Annotated in this window: 11 protein-coding genes; 7 read left to right on the top strand and 4 right to left on the bottom strand. The window is 59.0% G+C overall.

Features of this window, described 5'->3' with window-relative positions:
- Nucleotides 1–178 precede the first annotated feature (178 nt).
- Together secA and trpD are read left to right on the top strand one after the other, a co-directional pair.
- Entirely contained in the window at nt 179–3,055 is a 2,877-nt protein-coding gene (secA, locus tag BBDE_RS06875) for a preprotein translocase subunit SecA (protein WP_012902275.1), read from the top strand.
- A gap of 230 nt (nt 3,056–3,285) precedes the next feature.
- Entirely contained in the window at nt 3,286–4,338 is a 1,053-nt protein-coding gene (gene trpD / locus BBDE_RS06870) for an anthranilate phosphoribosyltransferase (RefSeq protein ID WP_033488900.1), read from the top strand.
- A gap of 179 nt (nt 4,339–4,517) precedes the next feature.
- On the opposite strand, the gene BBDE_RS06865 is transcribed toward trpD, so the two are convergent.
- The gene (locus BBDE_RS06865) at nt 4,518–5,072 is read right to left on the bottom strand and encodes a hypothetical protein (RefSeq protein WP_003839647.1); all 555 of its coding nucleotides are present in this window, start codon (nt 5,070–5,072) and stop codon (nt 4,518–4,520) included.
- 51 nt (nt 5,073–5,123) lie between these two features.
- Between BBDE_RS06865 and BBDE_RS06860 the strand changes: the two genes are divergently transcribed.
- A complete protein-coding gene (locus tag BBDE_RS06860; RefSeq protein ID WP_003839648.1) occupies nt 5,124–5,813 on the top strand; it encodes a lysophospholipid acyltransferase family protein in 690 nt (229 codons plus the stop codon).
- Nucleotides 5,814–5,853: 40 nt separating this feature from the next.
- Here the strand turns inward: BBDE_RS06860 and BBDE_RS06855 are convergent, their stop codons facing one another.
- Nucleotides 5,854–8,013 carry a Stk1 family PASTA domain-containing Ser/Thr kinase gene (locus BBDE_RS06855; RefSeq protein WP_003839649.1) on the bottom strand — a complete coding sequence of 720 codons (2,160 nt, stop codon included), beginning with the start codon at nt 8,011–8,013 and terminating at the stop codon, nt 5,854–5,856.
- 120 nt (nt 8,014–8,133) lie between these two features.
- Nucleotides 8,134–9,213, bottom strand: a complete 1,080-nt coding sequence (locus tag BBDE_RS06850; RefSeq protein ID WP_012902271.1) for a polyprenyl synthetase family protein — start codon at nt 9,211–9,213, stop codon at nt 8,134–8,136.
- Nucleotides 9,214–9,607: 394 nt separating this feature from the next.
- Between BBDE_RS06850 and BBDE_RS06845 the strand changes: the two genes are divergently transcribed.
- From BBDE_RS06845 to BBDE_RS06830, 4 genes are all read left to right on the top strand, one after another.
- Nucleotides 9,608–10,147 (top strand): DUF4192 domain-containing protein, encoded by a 540-nt coding sequence (locus tag BBDE_RS06845; protein WP_228369682.1) that lies wholly within the window; start codon nt 9,608–9,610, stop codon nt 10,145–10,147.
- Nucleotides 10,148–10,293: 146 nt separating this feature from the next.
- Complete coding sequence (locus tag BBDE_RS06840; protein WP_003839652.1) at nt 10,294–11,679, top strand: RNA polymerase sigma factor; 1,386 nt, start codon at nt 10,294–10,296, stop codon at nt 11,677–11,679.
- 99 nt (nt 11,680–11,778) lie between these two features.
- Nucleotides 11,779–14,115, top strand: coding sequence for a DNA gyrase/topoisomerase IV subunit B (locus BBDE_RS06835; RefSeq protein WP_012902269.1), 2,337 nt, complete (start codon nt 11,779–11,781; stop codon nt 14,113–14,115).
- A gap of 161 nt (nt 14,116–14,276) precedes the next feature.
- The gene (locus BBDE_RS06830) at nt 14,277–15,509 is read left to right on the top strand and encodes an MFS transporter (RefSeq protein WP_171843688.1); all 1,233 of its coding nucleotides are present in this window, start codon (nt 14,277–14,279) and stop codon (nt 15,507–15,509) included.
- On the opposite strand, the gene BBDE_RS06825 is transcribed toward BBDE_RS06830, so the two are convergent.
- Nucleotides 15,494–16,900: a DUF4153 domain-containing protein gene (locus tag BBDE_RS06825; RefSeq protein WP_228369681.1), complete on the bottom strand. Its 1,407-nt coding sequence runs from the start codon at nt 16,898–16,900 to the stop codon at nt 15,494–15,496. The two genes, BBDE_RS06830 and BBDE_RS06825, sit on opposite strands and share 16 nt — an antisense overlap.
- Nucleotides 16,901–16,951 lie beyond the last annotated feature (51 nt).

Here is a 16,951-nt window from a genome sequence, read left to right as displayed (position 1 = left end):
TGACGGCAATCGCCGAAACCGATCATTGAAGGGATTCGCACTTATCGTGCGGATCCCTTTTTTGCATGCCGGAACGCAACACGCGGAAAAATACCGTAAAATGGACGATGTTTTTCCGAAAACGGTGCGGCAAGACTAATCTCGCCTAAGGAAACACGCATACACCAAGGGAGTGATTGTGGTAGATATCGTTGACAAAGCCCTGCGTATGGGCGAAGGCCGACAGATCAAGAAACTTGAGAACGTCGCCAAGGCGACCAATGCGCTGGAAGACGAGATTGCGGCCCTCAATGACGAGGAGCTCAAAGGCCAGACCGCCAAGTTCAAGGAACGCATCGACAACGGCGAATCCCTCGATAAGATCATGCCGGAAGCCTTCGCTACCGTTCGTGAGGCGTCCAAGCGTACGCTCGGACTGCGCCACTTCGATGTGCAGCTGATGGGCGGCGCCGCCCTGCACTGGGGCAATATAGCCGAAATGAAGACCGGTGAAGGCAAGACCCTTGTCGCCACATTGCCGGCATATCTGAACGCGTTGGAAGGCAAGGGCGTTCACGTCGTCACCGTCAACGACTATCTGGCCAGCTATCAGGCCGAGCTGATGGGTCGTGTCTATCGATTCCTCGGCATGAGCACCGGTTGCATCATCACCGATCAGAAGCCGCCGGAGCGTCGCAAGCAGTACAACGCCGACATCACCTATGGCACCAACAACGAATTCGGCTTCGATTACCTTCGCGACAACATGTCCTGGGAAAAATCCGACCTGGTGCAGCGCGGACATCACTTCGCCATCGTCGACGAGGTCGACTCCATCCTCATCGACGAAGCCCGTACCCCGTTGATTATCTCCGGACCTGCCGAAGGCGACGTGACTCGTTGGTACCGCCAGTTCGCGCGCCTGGTCCCGAAGCTCACCCGCGACGAGGACTACGATGTCGATGAGAAGAAGAAGGTCGTCGGCATTCTCGATCCGGGCATCACCAAGGTCGAGGACTATCTTGGCATCGACAATCTGTACGAGCCGAACAACACCGCCCTGATCGGCTATCTGAACAACGCCATCAAGGCCAAGGAGCTGTTCCTGCGTGACCGCGACTACGTCGTGACCGGAGGCGAGGTGCTCATCGTCGACGAGCACACCGGTCGTATCCTGCCGGGACGTCGCTACAACGAAGGCCTGCATCAGGCCATCGAGGCCAAGGAAGGCGTGGAGGTCAAGGCCGAAAACCAGACCTTCGCCACCATCACCCTGCAGAACTACTTCCGCATGTACGACAAACTGTCGGGCATGACCGGTACCGCAGAGACCGAGGCCGCCGAATTCATGGGCACCTACAAGCTCGGCGTACTTCCGATTCCGACCAACAAGCCGATGATCCGCGAGGATCAGGACGATCTGATTTTCCGCACCAAGAAGGAAAAGCTCGCCGCCATCGTGCGTGATGTCGCCAAGCGTCACAAGAAGGGCCAGCCGGTCCTGCTGGGCACCGCTTCCGTGGAATCCTCCGAAATCGTCTCCTCACTGCTTGACGTGGCCAAGATTCCGCATCAGGTCCTGAATGCGAAGCAGCACGACAAGGAAGCCGCCGTCGTGGCCGTCGCAGGCCGTAAAGGCGCCGTCACCGTGGCCACCAACATGGCCGGCCGTGGTACCGACATCATGCTCGGCGGCAATGTCGAATTCCTTGCCGACGCCAAGCTCAAGTCCGAGGGCTACTCGCCGGACGACACTCCGGACGAATACGAGAAGCGTTGGCCGGGCACCTTGGCTGAAATCAAGGAGCAGGTCAAGGACGAGCATGAGGAGGTCGTCGACCTCGGTGGCCTGTACGTACTGGGCACCGAACGTCACGAATCCCGCCGAATCGACAATCAGCTGCGTGGCCGTTCCGGCCGTCAGGGTGATCCGGGCGAATCCCGCTTCTATCTGTCGCTCGAAGACGATCTGATGCGCCTGTTCAACACCCAGCTCGTGGCTCGCGTCATGGCCAAGGGTATGCCGGAAGGCGAGCCGATCGAGGCCAAGAGCGTGTCCAAGGGTGTGCGTACCGCGCAGAAGGCCGTGGAATCACGTAACTTCGAAATCCGTAAGAACGTGCTGAAGTACGACGACGTGATGAACAAACAGCGTACCGTGATCTACGCCGAACGTCAGGCGGTGCTCAAGGGCGAGGATATCCATGACGATATCCTGCGTTTCATTGAAGATACCGTGACGAGTTACATCAAGGGGGCCAACAAGGGCTCCGATAAGCCGAAGGACTGGGATTGGGAAGGCCTGTTCAAGGCACTCGCCTCCGTATATCCAATTGCGGTGGACCAGGACGCCGCGAAGGATGCCGTCTCCAAGCTCAAGGGAGACAAGGCCGTCGAGGCAGTCAAGGACCTCATCGTCGCCGACGCCAAGGACCAGTATCTCGACTTCGAAGAGAAGCTCGGCGAAGAAGGCCTGCGCCAACTCGAACGTCGTGTGGTGCTTGCCGTGCTCGACCGCAAGTGGCGTGAGCACCTCTACGAGATGGACTACCTCAAGGACGGCATCGGTCTGCGTGGCATGGGCCAGCGCGACCCGCTGGTCGAATACCAGCGCGAAGGCTACCAGATGTACAACTCCATGATCGAGGCCATCAAGGAGGAATCCATCCAGCTGCTGTTCCACGTGGATATCGAACGTGTGGCCGTCACCGAGGACACTGAAACCGAATCCGATGAGGACGAGGCCGTGAACGCAGCCGAAGCCGTGATGGGGCTTGAAGGCGAGGCAGAGCCCACCGGACAGTCCGCTCCCGCTGAGCCGGAGACCGATGACGAAGCCGAAAAGGCCGCCATTGACGAGCTTGCTGAAGAGCATAAGGCCGAGCCGGGCATCGTCGGCATGCAGCCGATTAGCCACGCCGAAGGCAAGGTTCCGGCCAACAAGCGTCCGAAGAGTGAGGAATTGCGCTCACCATGGGCCGATGGCCGTACCTTCCCGGGAACCGGTAAGAACGCCCAGTGCCCGTGCGGTTCCGGTCGCAAGTACAAGATGTGCCACGGCCAGAACGAGCAGTGACGGAAGGCGCATCTCAAACGGGCATCACAATGCCTTGGATAGACAGGTCTCGCTGACCTAACGGAGCTCCCATTGGTATGAGTCGTCAGCTTTACGTCTGGCACTCGCACCCGTGGGAGCTCTTGCCTTGTTCGTGATATGGACGAGGGGTGGTGTGGAAATCTGGAATCGATAGAATTGGCGGCGTTACGTATACATCGCTGGCGCGCCGAAACGCCAAGGAGGGCATCATGGCCGAAATCACATGGAAGTCGATCCTCACCAAGCTGGTCGGAGGGGACCACTTAAGCGCGGAGGAGTCCGAGTGGTTCGTTGATGACCTGATGAATGGCAACGCCGATCCGGCCGCAGTGGGTGCGGTACTCGCCACCCAGCAGCAACTGGGCCTGACCACGGACGAGGTGCGCGGTGCGGCCAAGGCCATGGTCGACCATGCCATCCCACTGAACATTGACGGCGAAACCACCGATATCGTCGGTACCGGCGGTGACGGAGCCGCCACCGTGAATCTGTCCTCCATGGGCGCCGTGGTGGCTGCGGCCTCCGGTGTGAAGGTCGTCAAGCATGGTAACCGTGCCGCCTCCTCGAAGTGCGGCACCGCCGACTGTTTCGAAGCGTTGGGGCTGCCGCTTGACCTGACTCCTGAGCAGGTTGCTGAAGTCGGTAACGAATGCGGCATCGCATTCGCGTTCGCACGCACCTTCCATCCAGCCATGCGTTTCGTAGGCCCCGTGCGCGCCGCTCTGGGGGTGCCCTGTGTATTCAACGTGCTCGGCCCGCTGACCAATCCGGCGTCCCCGAAGCATATGGCCGTCGGTTGTGCCAATCGTGCGATGAGCCCGGTCATGGCCGCCGTCTATGCGGCCAACGGGCAAACCGGCATGGTCTACACCTCCAGCGAAGGCCTTGACGAGATGGCTCCGACCGGTCCGGTATCCGTTTGGGAATTCAAGGATGGCGAGGTTACCGAGACCGAATTCGACCCGACCGTGGAACTCGGTCTCGCCAAGGTGACCGTCGAGGACCTCAAGGGCGGTGAGCCGGCACTGAACGCCCAGCTCGCCTGCGACTTCTTCGCCGGTAAGGATGTGCCGTTCCGCACCACCGCACTGTTGAACGCGGCATCCGCCATCGTGGCCGACGGTCATCTGGTGCCGGCTGACGCCAATCTGACCGAACGCTTCAAGGTGGCTTACGCCATCGCCGAGGAGACGGTCGATTCCGGCAATGCCACGGCCCTGCTCGACAAGTGGATTACCGCCGCTCAGGCAATGAAGGCCTGAACCTGCCAGTACGCCGGGAATGCTCGCAATCAAGAGCCTTAAAATTGCCTCTTTGAGGTCTTTGGTTGCGAGTAGTAGCCCGTTGTTCGCAGTTGGAAGCCTGAAGATGGCCGGTTAGTGGCTGTTGGTTGCGAGTAATGACCCGTTACTCGCAACCAACAGCCACTAACTGTATGTACCTATACGCGTGCACCATCGTCAAAGGGGTCAGTGCGCGTCTGTGCATGTCCCTTGTGCTGCGCAATCAAGCCTGCGGCGCCGACCAGCGCGCACACGCCGAAGATCGATCCCAGAATCGCGGCCAATGCCGGCACGAATACCGAGAGGATGATGCCGGCCACGCCGACGACCAGCAATGCCCAGAACACCAGCTTCGATGGTTTGACGTGACCGATCTTCGGGTTCGGCGGCACGAAATCATCGCCATAACGGTCCATGACATTATCTGTGTCAAGCCAGCTTGAGCCGGTGAAATCACGAGGTCCACGGCCTTGCGGGATATCGTCGGTGAACGTGCCGTGATCGAGGTCGTTGATCGATAGCAACGCCTCCTTCTCGCGGCGTTGCGCATGCTTCTCGAAGCGTTTGGCGTTGCGTGACTGCTCCACGGCCTTCAGATCGTCGGCGTGGGATTGGGTGAATTCGGCCCAGGCGGCGTCAAGGTCATCGGCGCCATCATTCGACGTGGCGTTTGGGTGTTCTTCGTCGGCATTGCTATTGTTGAGGTCAGTCATACCTATAACTCTAATCAAGCGGAGGCCAATCCGCTGGGAGGATCGTGAAGAATGCTCTACTGGTTTTTCGTGAAAGGCCTGGGACCGATCGCCATCCATCGCTTGGGGCCGACCGCCAAAGGGCTTGAGCATATTCCGCACGAGGGCGGCGCCATCATTGCGGCCAACCATCTTGCCGTCATCGACGACGCACTGCTGCCGTTGACCAGCCCACGCATGATTCACTTCATGGGTAAGGCCGAGTACTTCGAGGGCAAAGGCATCAAGGGCCGGTTCAAGAAGTGGTGGTTCACCTCCGTCGGCGTGTTCCCGGTGGATCGTTCCGGCGGTTCCAAGTCGCTCGGCGCGTTGAATCATGCCCGTGAGATTCTCGAGGACGGACACCTGTTCGGCATCCATATCGAGGGCACACGCAGCCCCGATGGACGACTGTACAAGGGGCACACCGGTGCCGCACGACTGGCATATGAGACCGGCTGTCCGATCATCCCGACGGCCATCATCGGTTCACGTGAGTTGCAGGTGCCCGGCCAGGTCATTCCGGGCAAGGGCAAGACCGCGGTGATTTACGGCAAGCCGATCGAAGTCGAAAAGAAGCCGGCGGACCAGATCACTCATGACGATCTGCGTTCCTTGACCGATCGCGTGACCATGGAGATCCAGAAGATGAGCGGTCAGGAATACGTAGATGAGTACGCGCAGAAGATCAAGGAGCAACTCAAAGCCAAGGAAGAGGCCTGATTCCTTCCGGGTTCCCGCAGGTGGGAACCCGGAAGATGACTTAGAACAGGGATGAGTACATTTTCAGGGTGACGGTGGTCGGCGTGCCGTCCTCCTGGCGCAAACGAACCTCAGTGCCGCCGACCGGATCCTGTGAGGCCACTTTCTTGTCCTGGCTGGAATCCAAGGTCAACTGCGAACTGATTTTCACGCTGAAGCCCAGCTTTTCCAGCGCGCTTTTTGCTTCGGATGCCTTTTGGCCCACATAATTCGGCAGGGTCACCGTTTCCGGACCCTTCGAAACGACCACATCCACCTCATCTCCCCAATGCAGGGCGTCACCGGACTTGGCGGAAGCTGAAATCACTTGCCCTTGGGGAATCTTGTCATCGAACTGTTCAGTCCAGTTCGCAGTGAGCTTGAGCTCATCCAGTGCCTGTTGCGCCTCATCCTGCGTCTTGCCGACGATATCCGGCATGGTCACGGGCTTCGGACCCTGTGAGAGCGTAACCGAAATCTTCGTGTTATGAGGCAACGTCGCGCCCGGATCGACGCTGATGCTCAGCAATGCGCCTTGCGGCACGTCCATCGAATAATCGTCGTCGGAGGCGGCGGTTTGTTCGATGTCATCGAAGCCGGCCTTTTTTAGCGCATTGATCGGATCTTTGCCGTTCGCACTGGTCGCATCGAGAATATCGGCGGGCACGGTCGCCTGCTTCACTCCTTGGGAAATCACGATTTTCACCTTCTGACCGTTCCTCTTGCTGACATGGTCGAGCACGTTCGCCGGATCGGTGGAGATGATGTTGCCTTTGGCGATGGTGTCGTCATAGGCTTTGCTGGTCGAGTATGGAATGTTGGCGACCTTCAGCAGCCGTTCGTATTCGCTCCATGAAGTATTGGTGATGCGGCAAGTCTGTCCGGTTGCGCATTGGATTCCCGTGGGGGTCGGCATGGTCCAGTAGCTACCGGGACCACGGTAATACCACCATGCCCAACCGCCGCCGATTCCGCCGATTACCAGCAGCGCCGCGACTGCGGCTGCGATGAGCGGTCCATGCGATTTGTTGCGTTGCTCCTTGACCTCGCCATTCTCGCTTGGTGTCCGCTGCCCGGTGAAAGACGGCGCGGCACCGCCGTTGCCCGTACCTGTTCCGATTACCTGCGTGGCGTCGGGTGTCCGCCGTGGAGCGTTCTCCTGCAGGAACGCCAGTGATGGTGGCAGTTGCGTGGTGGCGTCCGGCGACATGACGGTGGTCTTCGTCGGAGGTGCTGGTGGTTCGGGAATCGGCGAAATCATGGGCGCAGTGGCGTCATCGGGGCCAGTCACGTCGGTGGAAGGGGGCAAACGATATTGCCAATCCTCAATCGACAGTTTGGACTGCAGTCGTTGCAGCTCTTGCAACGCCACGGAGGCGTCGGCAGGGCGCGCATCGACGGATCGGGCGGCGATATGCGCTATGAACGCGGCCACATCCGCATTGATGCCGGGGCACTTTGTGGACACGGACGGTACATCCTCATGCACATGCTTGAATACGAGCGTCACCGGATTATCCGCAGTGAACGGCACCTCTCCGGTCAACATTTCCCATGCCATGATGCCTACGGAATACAGATCGCCTTGAGGGGTGGCCTGATTGTTTTCAATCATTTCCGGTGCCAGATAGGCCGCCGTACCAAGCAACATCCCCGTCGAAGACAACGTGGCCTGCGAGGCGGCCTTCGCCAGACCGAAATCGGTGATCTGCACATGCCCGCGATCGTTGAGCAGGATATTCTCCGGCTTGATGTCACGATGCACCACGCCGGCACGGTGGGCCGAGGCAAGGCCATCCAGTGTTTCGCCCACGACGCGTAGTGTCTCGCGTACGCTGAACGTGCCCTGCTGGTTCATTTCGTACCGTAAGTTCACGCCATGCACGTACTCCATGACGAGATAGTCCAGACCATTGAATTCGCCGGTATCATACACCTGTACGATATGAGGGTTGGCGATGGCGGCCGCCGACTTGGCCTCGCGGTGGAACCGTTGTACGAACTGATCGCGATGGGGGCCCTGCGCCAATTGGGTGTGCATGATCTTGATGGCGACGGTGCGCTCCAGACGCTCGTCCATGGCCTGATACACCGTGGCCATGCCGCCTTCGGCGATTTTGCTGACGACCCGATAGCGGCCTTCGATGACTTGCCCTTCGGGTGCGTGTGAAGCCTCACTCATGGTTGATCCGTATGGTTCCTTCTGAAAATCTCTCGACAAGCGGTATCCTCACCTCAGTCTACAAGCAGGCTTTCGCGGATTCCGCAACGAGAACATGGGGGAGTGTTGCCGCCGCCTCTCCTAGACGACGGTCGGCACGAACCGCGCACAGGCCCTGATCAGCAACTCCTTGCGGTCATCTGGCACGTCCAACGCGTCGATGATGCTTTTCGAGGCGTTCCATAGATTACGAATCCGACCATGGGAACGTTCGATGGCTCCTGTTGACGCAAACAGCGTGATGGCCCGTCTCACCTGTTCCTCGCAGCGGGATGGCGCTTCCCACATGCCGATAAGCTCCGCACGTTCCGGCTCGTCGGCGCCGCTGAGGGCGTCGGCCAGCAATACGGTACGCTTGCCCTCACGAATGTCTCCGCCGACAGGCTTGCCGGTGTTGAGACTTGAGCCGATCACGTCCAGCAAATCGTCCGCAAGCTGGAACGCCAGACCTAACGGCAGGCCGATCGACATGGCAAGGTCGCGAGCGGCGGAGGCATCCAATCCTGCGGCGAGCATGCCGAATTCCAAAGGGGCGATGGTGGTATAACTGGCGGTCTTCCAACGGAACACGTTCAATGAGGCACGGACCAGTTCCTCGGGATCATCCAGCGGATTCAACTCCACGGCAAGATCCAGCACCTGTCCGATCTCCACCTCGCGATGCATGGTCAGAAACGCGCCGACCACATCATCGGAACGTGACAGGCGACGTGCCGCACGGTTGGCGATATCCACGCTGGATGTCGCGAGCATGTCTCCCAACATGATGCCCAGGCCACGTCCTATCGCATCGCTATGCGTGCCGGAAGCTAGTGCCCGATGCGCGGACGGCCTGCCGCGGCGCAAATCGGAGTCATCAATGATGTCGTCGTGCACCAAGGCAGCGGTCTGGAACACCTCAACCGCGCAGGCCAGATCCAACACCGCGTCGAAATCGGCCTCCTTAGCGGCATCGGCGGCGAATACGCGGAAGGAATCCAGCGTCAGCAACGCGCGCAACCTTTTGCCGCCTTCGCTGGACGTGACCGCCTGACGGGCCACCGCATCGGCGACGTCTTTGCAGGAGGAAGCCACCGCATCGTCGGCATGCGGCGTGACGAAATCCTTCACCAATTCGACAATGCGGGACTCGATCTGTTCCAAATCCGTGGAGCTACTCATACCTTCAGTTATCCACAGCCTTTCGACAAGAGCGAATCTCAATATTCGCAACGCCTGCCACGGAAAAAAACCGTTACGAAACGCCGAGGGGCGCATCCTCCGACCACAGGGGCGGAAAAAGAACGGATGAAGCCGTGCGATACGGCATAGTGCCTTCCAAGGGCCTGTTAGGACCCGAAAACCGAGAACGACCGAGGAGGTTCATGACATGGACGGTGTGAACGATGGCAACGATGGCAGGAAGTGCGGGTATGGGCAGGAACGTGGCCCATGTTCGCGCGTGCAGGAGCCGCGGACATCACAAACGGACGACGGCGAACGCCCCATGCCATTTTCCGAACGGGAACTGGACGCCACGGGTCGAATACTTCGTGAACATTGCAGGGAGCAGGGTATGTGTGACGCCATTCGCATGTATTTGCGGGAGCCACTCGATCATTGGATGGAGACGCTACGGTGCGGAGGCGATCTCGGTCGGGCGGACATGGCCGCGCTCGCGGTCGGTATGAGCCGGACCCTGGCCATTCGTGATGCCCTGTTGATCTCGATCATCATCGATGAGGAACGTTGCCCGCGTGAGTTTCTGCTCGACTTCGCTTCACGGCCCATGCTGCCGCGCAATGCGCGTCGTCTGGAGGAGTTGCTCAGCGCATCGTTCCATGATGCCGCCACGCATCCCGATATGGCGCGTTGTGGCCGTGGCATTGGCATGTTGCTCGATATCATCGCGATGGTGCCGGAGTCCTACCATGTGCAGCCGCTGGCGGTAACCAGTTACGTCCTGTGGTGGCTGGGAGACGATCGCGCCATGCCGTGCGCGATGCGCGCCCTCGCGATCGATGAGGGGTGTTCGCTGGCAGCGATAGTCTGCTCGGCCGTGCATCGGCATGTCGGTCCGGCGTGGATCGGTGAAACCATAGGCGACACACCGTGAGTCGAATGAATGGCGCTGGGGGACTTCGCCGATTGGGGAATAATCGTCCTTGGAAGATGGTTTACTCACATAGTTGACGATTTGCCCTTGCCAGAAGTGGGCCCGTGTGGTACGTGCTTCCGGCAGGATCATGCAGGAGGATAAGTTTGGCCACTAAGGAAACGACGGCGAGCACTGAACAGGCTGATCTGACCGATAAGACCACCTCCACGAAGAAAGCCCCCTCGCGCAAGGCATCCACCAAGAAAGCTGCGGACAAGAAGACCCCGGCCACGAAGACCCCGCGTAAGACTACCGCGAAGAAGAAAGCTCCCGCCAAGAGGCAGGAGGAGCCGATCGAGGACGAAGATACCCTTGATGGCGAAGAGGATCAGGTCGATGAGGCCGATCTCGACGATTTCGACGATGATCTCGACGACGTCGACGCGGAAGACGATGAGGCCGATCTCGACGAGGATGAGGAATCCGAGCCTGAAGATGACGAGGATGAGGACGACGAGGAACGCAAGAAGCCTGAGGAGCCCAAGGAAAAGGGCGCTTTCGTCGTGCGAGATGATGATGACGACGACAATCTGACTCCGTCCGGCAACCCGAAGCGTCGTGTAATCGCTGCCGGCGCCACCGCCGATCCGGTCAAGGACTACCTGAAGCAGATCGGACGCGTAAGCCTGCTGAATGCGGAACAGGAAGTCGACCTGTCCGAACGTATCGAAGCTGGCCTGTATGCCCAGCATCTGTTGGACACCGAGGCCAGTCAGATGGATTTCAAGCGTAGGCGTGAGCTCAAGTGGGCGGCGAATGACGGCAAGAAGGCCAAGGACCATCTGCTGGAGGCCAACCTTCGACTGGTGGTGTCGCTTGCCAAGCGTTACACCGGCCGTGGTATGTTGTTCCTCGATCTGATCCAGGAAGGCAACCTGGGCCTGATTCGTGCCGTCGAGAAGTTCGATTGGAAGAAGGGCTTCAAGTTCTCCACCTATGCGACGTGGTGGATCCGTCAGGCCATCACCCGAGCCATGGCCGATCAGGCCCGCACCATACGTGTGCCCGTGCATATGGTCGAGGTCATCAACAAGCTGTCCCGTGTGCAACGTCAGATGCTGCAGGATCTGGGTCGTGAGCCTACGCCGGATGAACTGGCGCGCGAGCTCGATATGCCTGTCGAGAAGGTGCAGGAAGTGCAGAAGTACGGGCGTGAGCCGATTTCGCTGCACACCCCGCTGGGTGAGGATGGCGATTCCGAGTTCGGCGATCTGATTGAGGATACCGACGCCATCGCACCGTCCGATGCGGTCGCCTTCTCGTTGCTGCAGGAGCAGTTCAAGCAGGTGCTCGAAACCCTGTCTCCGCGTGAAGCCGGCGTTATCAAGATGCGTTACGGCTTGGAAGACGGCCAGCCGAAGACATTGGATGATATCGGCCGTGTGTACGGCGTGACCCGTGAACGTATTCGCCAGATCGAATCCAAGACCATGTCGAAGCTGCGCCACCCGTCCCGTTCGCAGACGCTACGCGACTTCCTGGATCAGTGATTCGAACGGAAAAACGTATGGACGAAGTCGGGAAATCCCTGAAAGAAGTGGATTTCCCGACTTCTCTCGTGTAACCGACACAACCGTGGAATGAGGAGTATGGCCAAGGATAATTACGGCGCAGGCAGCCTAACCGTGCTGGAAGGTCTGGACGCGGTGCGCAAGCGTCCGGGCATGTACATCGGCACGACCGACAGCCAGGGTCTGATGCACTGTCTGTGGGAGATCATCGACAACTCCGTCGATGAGGCCCTTGCCGGTGCCTGCAACCATATTGTCGTGACGTTGCATTCCGATGGTTCCGTCGAAGTCGCCGACAACGGCCGCGGCATTCCCGTCGACGTGGAACCGAAAACCAAGCTTACCGGCGTGGAAGTGGTGCTCACCAAGCTTCACGCCGGCGCGAAGTTCGGCAATTCCTCCTATGGCGCTTCCGGCGGTTTGCATGGCGTGGGCTCTTCGGTGGTCAACGCTTTGAGCTCCCGACTTGACGTCGAAGTGGATCGTGACGGCAAAACGCATCACATGTCGTTCCACCAGGGACATCCCGGTGTGTACGCCGATGCGGATCCGGAGCATCCGTCTCCCGATTCGCCGTTCAAACGCACGCGCAAGAACCGTCCGACCGAGTTGGAGATCATCGGCAAGGTCAGTCCGAAGACCACCGGTACCCGTATCCGATATTGGGCCGATCCGGAAATCTTCAATGACACCGCCGAATTCAGTTATGAGCAGCTTATCGACCGTGTACGCCAGACCAGTTTTCTGGTACCGGGACTGAAAATCACCGTCATTGACGAGAATATTCCCGAAACCGGTGACGAATCCATCGACGAAATGCGGGAGATCGACGTACCGGCGGACGGAACGTCGGATGCCGTGGTGGACGCTACGGACGAGGTGGACGATACGGATAATATCGGATCGGCGATCGAAGGCTTCGATGAAGTAGCGGTAGACAATGCCGACGAAGTTGAGAGCCCAGAGAACGCTACCGGTGATGAGCAACCGGAGCAACCGTCGCAACCGGCGCGACAGCGCTACGGTCACGCGCGTGTCGAGGAATTCTGCCACAACGGTGGGGTGAAGGACTTCGTCGACTTCCTCTCCAAAGGCGAGGCGGTCTCCGACATTTGGCGCATCACCGGTGACGACACTTATGTCGAGGAGACCCAGGCCGTAGGCGAAGGCGGCGAACTGCACGCGCAGAAGGTCACCCGCGACTGTGCCGTCGATATCGCCATGCGTTGGACCGACGGTTACGACACCACCATGCGCAGCTTCGTGAACGTGGTCGAAACTCCCGGCGGCGGTATGCATGTGGATGGTTTCCTGCAAGGCATCACCAAACAGATCCGCAAGGCCGTGGAGGACAACGCGCGCAAACTCAAGGTGAATCTCAAGGATTCCAACATGAAGGTCGAGCGCGACGACATCATGGCCGGCCTCGTGGCCGTGGTGACCGTACGTATCGCCGAACCCCAGTTCCAGGGGCAGACCAAGGATGTGCTGGGTACCGCGCAGGTCAAACCGATCGTCACCCGCATGACCGACAGGCAGTTCGGCGAGATGATCACCGGTTCCAAGCGTGGCTACAAGGAGCAATCCGGCCGCGTACTTGAAAAGATCGTCGGTGAGATGCACGCCCGCATTCAGGCGCGTAAGACCAAAGAGGTCACCCGCCGTAAGAATGCGCTCGAATCCGCTTCCATGCCGCCGAAACTGTCTGATTGCCAACCGGGCAACGATGATGTGGCGGAACTGTTCATCGTCGAGGGCGATTCCGCATTGGGCACCGCCAAGGCCGCACGAAACTCCGGTTTCCAGGCGTTGTTGCCGATTCGAGGCAAGATTCTCAACGTGCAGAAGGCCTCACTGGCGCAAATGCTGTCGAACAAGGAATGCGCAGCCATCATTCAGGTGGTCGGCGCGGGTTCCGGGGCCAGTTTCGATATCGAGCAGGCACGATACAACAAAATCATCATGATGACCGATGCCGATGTCGATGGCGCGCATATCCGCATTCTGCTGCTCACGCTGTTCTACCGCTACATGCGTCCACTCATCGAGCACGGTCACGTGTATGCCGCCGTTCCGCCATTGCATCGCATCGCCCTGACCGGCGCGCATAAGGGCGAGTACATCTATACCTATTCCGATGACGAGCTGGCCGGCAAACTTTCCGAGCTCGAGCGCAAACATATCGCCTATAACGATGACATTCAGCGCTACAAGGGCTTGGGTGAGATGGATGCCGACCAGCTCGCCGACACCACCATGGATCCGCGTACGCGCATGCTGCGCCGTATCCGCATGGAGGACGCCGAACAGGCCAACGAGATCTTCAGTCTGCTCATGGGCGATGACGTGCCGCCGCGCAAGGCGTTCATCGTCGAGAACGCCGATGATTTCGACCGTTCCAAGATCGATACCTGATCGTCGTCCGGTCCGGTTCCGCCGCATCGGGCATGCCGGTGGACACTGAAATTTTCCCGAACGATAATGCAAGCCACTGGTTACCGATCGGTAGATAGATGTGTCTAGAATACTAGTCGAGAAAACGTTGTCGTAACCGTATGTCGCCAAAGGAGACGAGATTGGTCAATCTCCTACTTGCCGTAATCTACGTGGCCTTCATCAGCCTTGGCCTGCCCGATGCCGTACTTGGTGCCGCATGGCCCACCATGAGTACCGATCTGGGCGCTCCCGTATCATGGGCGGGCGGCATTTCCATGGTCATTTCGGCAGGTACCATCGTCTCCGCATTGATGTCGGATCGTATGACCCTGCGATTCGGCGCCGGCAAGGTCACCGCCATATCGGTGGCATTGACCGCACTGGCCCTGTTCGGATTCTCCATGGCCCCGAGCTATTGGGTGCTGATCCTGTTCGCCGTTCCATATGGCCTCGGTGCCGGCGGCGTGGATGCGGCCCTCAACAATTACGTGGCCATCCATTACGAAAGCCACCACATGAGCTGGTTGCACGCCATGTGGGGTATTGGTGCGCTGACGGGCCCATACATCATGGGATATGCGTTGAATGCGGGACAAGGCTGGTCATGGGGGTATCGTTACATCTCCATCCTGCAGATCGTCTTGACGGCCATATTGATTTTCAGCCTGCCGTTATGGAAACAACGGGTTCCGCAACCGCAAAGCATTGAGACGGAACCTTCGGCAGACATCACTGAGCAATCCGCCGCCGAAGGGCTTGCCCAGGAGCCATCTCGCGAACCACTTGGCATTCGAGGGGTGCTTGCCATCCGCGGCGCACGCGAGATTCTCATCATGTTCTTCTGCTATTGCGCACTGGAACAGACCGCCATGCTATGGGCCAGCAGCTACATGGCACTCGGCAAGGGCATCGACAAGACCACGGCGGCCATGTGGGCCAGTCTGTTCTGCATCGGCATCACCGTTGGTCGTTTGCTGAGCGGTTTCGTCACCATGAAATTCAACGATCCGACCATGATTCGCATGGGGCAGGTCCTTGTGTTGCTTGGCGTTGTGGTCATGTTGCTACCGTTGCCGCAGCATCTTGGCACCATTGTCGGTCTGATGGTCGTCGGACTCGGCTGCGCGCCGATTTATCCGTGCGTCATCCACTCCACGCCGACGTATTTCGGCGAAGACAAGTCGCAGGCCATCGTCGGCATGCAGATGGCCTGCGCCTATGTCGGGTCGATGTGCATGCCGCCGGTGTTCGGCCTGATCGCACAGCATGTCACCATCACCTTGTTCCCGTGGTATCTGGTCGTTTTCCTTGTGCTCATGATCGTCATGCATGAATCCCTGCGCAGGAAGTGCGGCGGTCAACGAATCGGCTGAATCGATGCGACTGTACCAAAGCCGTGGAATGCGTTGTAGGTTTCGCATATCCAGTAGGGATTGCTGAAGCCAAGCGCCACATACCAGACGATGAACAGCGCGACGAGCGTTGCGGTCAACGGAAGGCGCTGCACTTTCAGTCGGACCAGGCACAGCAGGATCGCGACTGCCAGTAGTGCGATGAACGTCATCGAGACATAGCGCAGCCATGTCAACCCGTATGCGTCAATATACAGGCCGAGGCGCAACGTCGCAGAAACGAGCATGATGGCGGTCTCCGTCATCAACGCGATCAGCGAGACCGTCAATGAACGTGTGCGCGGCGTGAAGGTGAGCGCAACTGCGAAGATGGTCAGATTGATCGCCGTGACCGTCAGCAGCTGGAAGAAGCCGCTGCGCGCGTAGTCGCTGTAGGTCAGTCCGTCAGGCAATGCGATAGAGCCGTTCATGAACAATCCCGCAAACAGAAAGCGGAATTGCACCACGCAGAACAACGCGTATACGAGCAACGTCATCAGCAATACCACGATGGTCGTTGTCGTGCCCAATGTGATGCGGCGTTCCGGGAGCGGCGATGCGGGCTTGCCATCAAGTCCGATGAGCAGCGAGCATAGGAACGGCCATGGCAGAAGAACGATGGTCGCATGAAGGATGAAATCCGTCGGGTCGATGTGCCCGAAAACGTTCGCCAGCTCATATCGGAACACGAGGTCGGCGTCCGCCAGCAGCGGGACGATCGCCAACAGCACGGGAATCGAAACAAGCAGGGCCATGCCGATTTCGCGGGCTTTCGAGCGCTTTCCCGATGCGGTGGCGAATCGGGCGAACAGGATTGCACATGGCTCGAAGAAACCTTTCAGCTTCACGAATGGCTGTATGAACCAGCCGGTGATCCAGTTCCACACGATTTGGAACGGGTGCCGCACGTCATATTGGCCGTTGACCAGTTGGCAATGCAGCATCAGCAGGGCGGGCTGGGCCAATGCCGTGGTCAATGCGTATTCTAGATTGTTCGAATATGACCATACGGACGAGAACAGCGCTTCCCATATGCCGATGGCGATGATGCTTCCTGAGACCAGCCAGACGAGCGGACGCTTGCGGGCGGTCCGCCAGTGCAGCGTGGTGAGCGCCGTGGTGCATATCACCCAGAACAGCGGCACCGCGTAGCCGGACAGCCATGTTGGGGTGATGTCGCAGACCAGCCGGTCGAAGGCGAATGTGATTGCCAGCGCCACGCAGATGGTGACAATGGTGCGTTGGGTGATCGGTCGGCTCGCCATCTCCCGCCGCCTGGTTGTGGGATCCGCCTCCGGCTTGACGTTCTGCGGGCCGGATGCGGCAGGTAGGGGATTGGCCACCGGTTGTGCCTGGGATTGAAATGCCGTCATGCGGAGCCTTTCGGTGATGGTACGTAGTGTGTATGGCGCCATCGTAAGCTA

Source organism: Bifidobacterium dentium JCM 1195 = DSM 20436 (assembly GCF_001042595.1).
Taxonomy (GTDB): domain Bacteria; phylum Actinomycetota; class Actinomycetes; order Actinomycetales; family Bifidobacteriaceae; genus Bifidobacterium; species Bifidobacterium dentium.
Note: the sequence above shows the minus strand (reverse complement) of the source record. Positions and strands in the feature narration are given on the sequence as shown.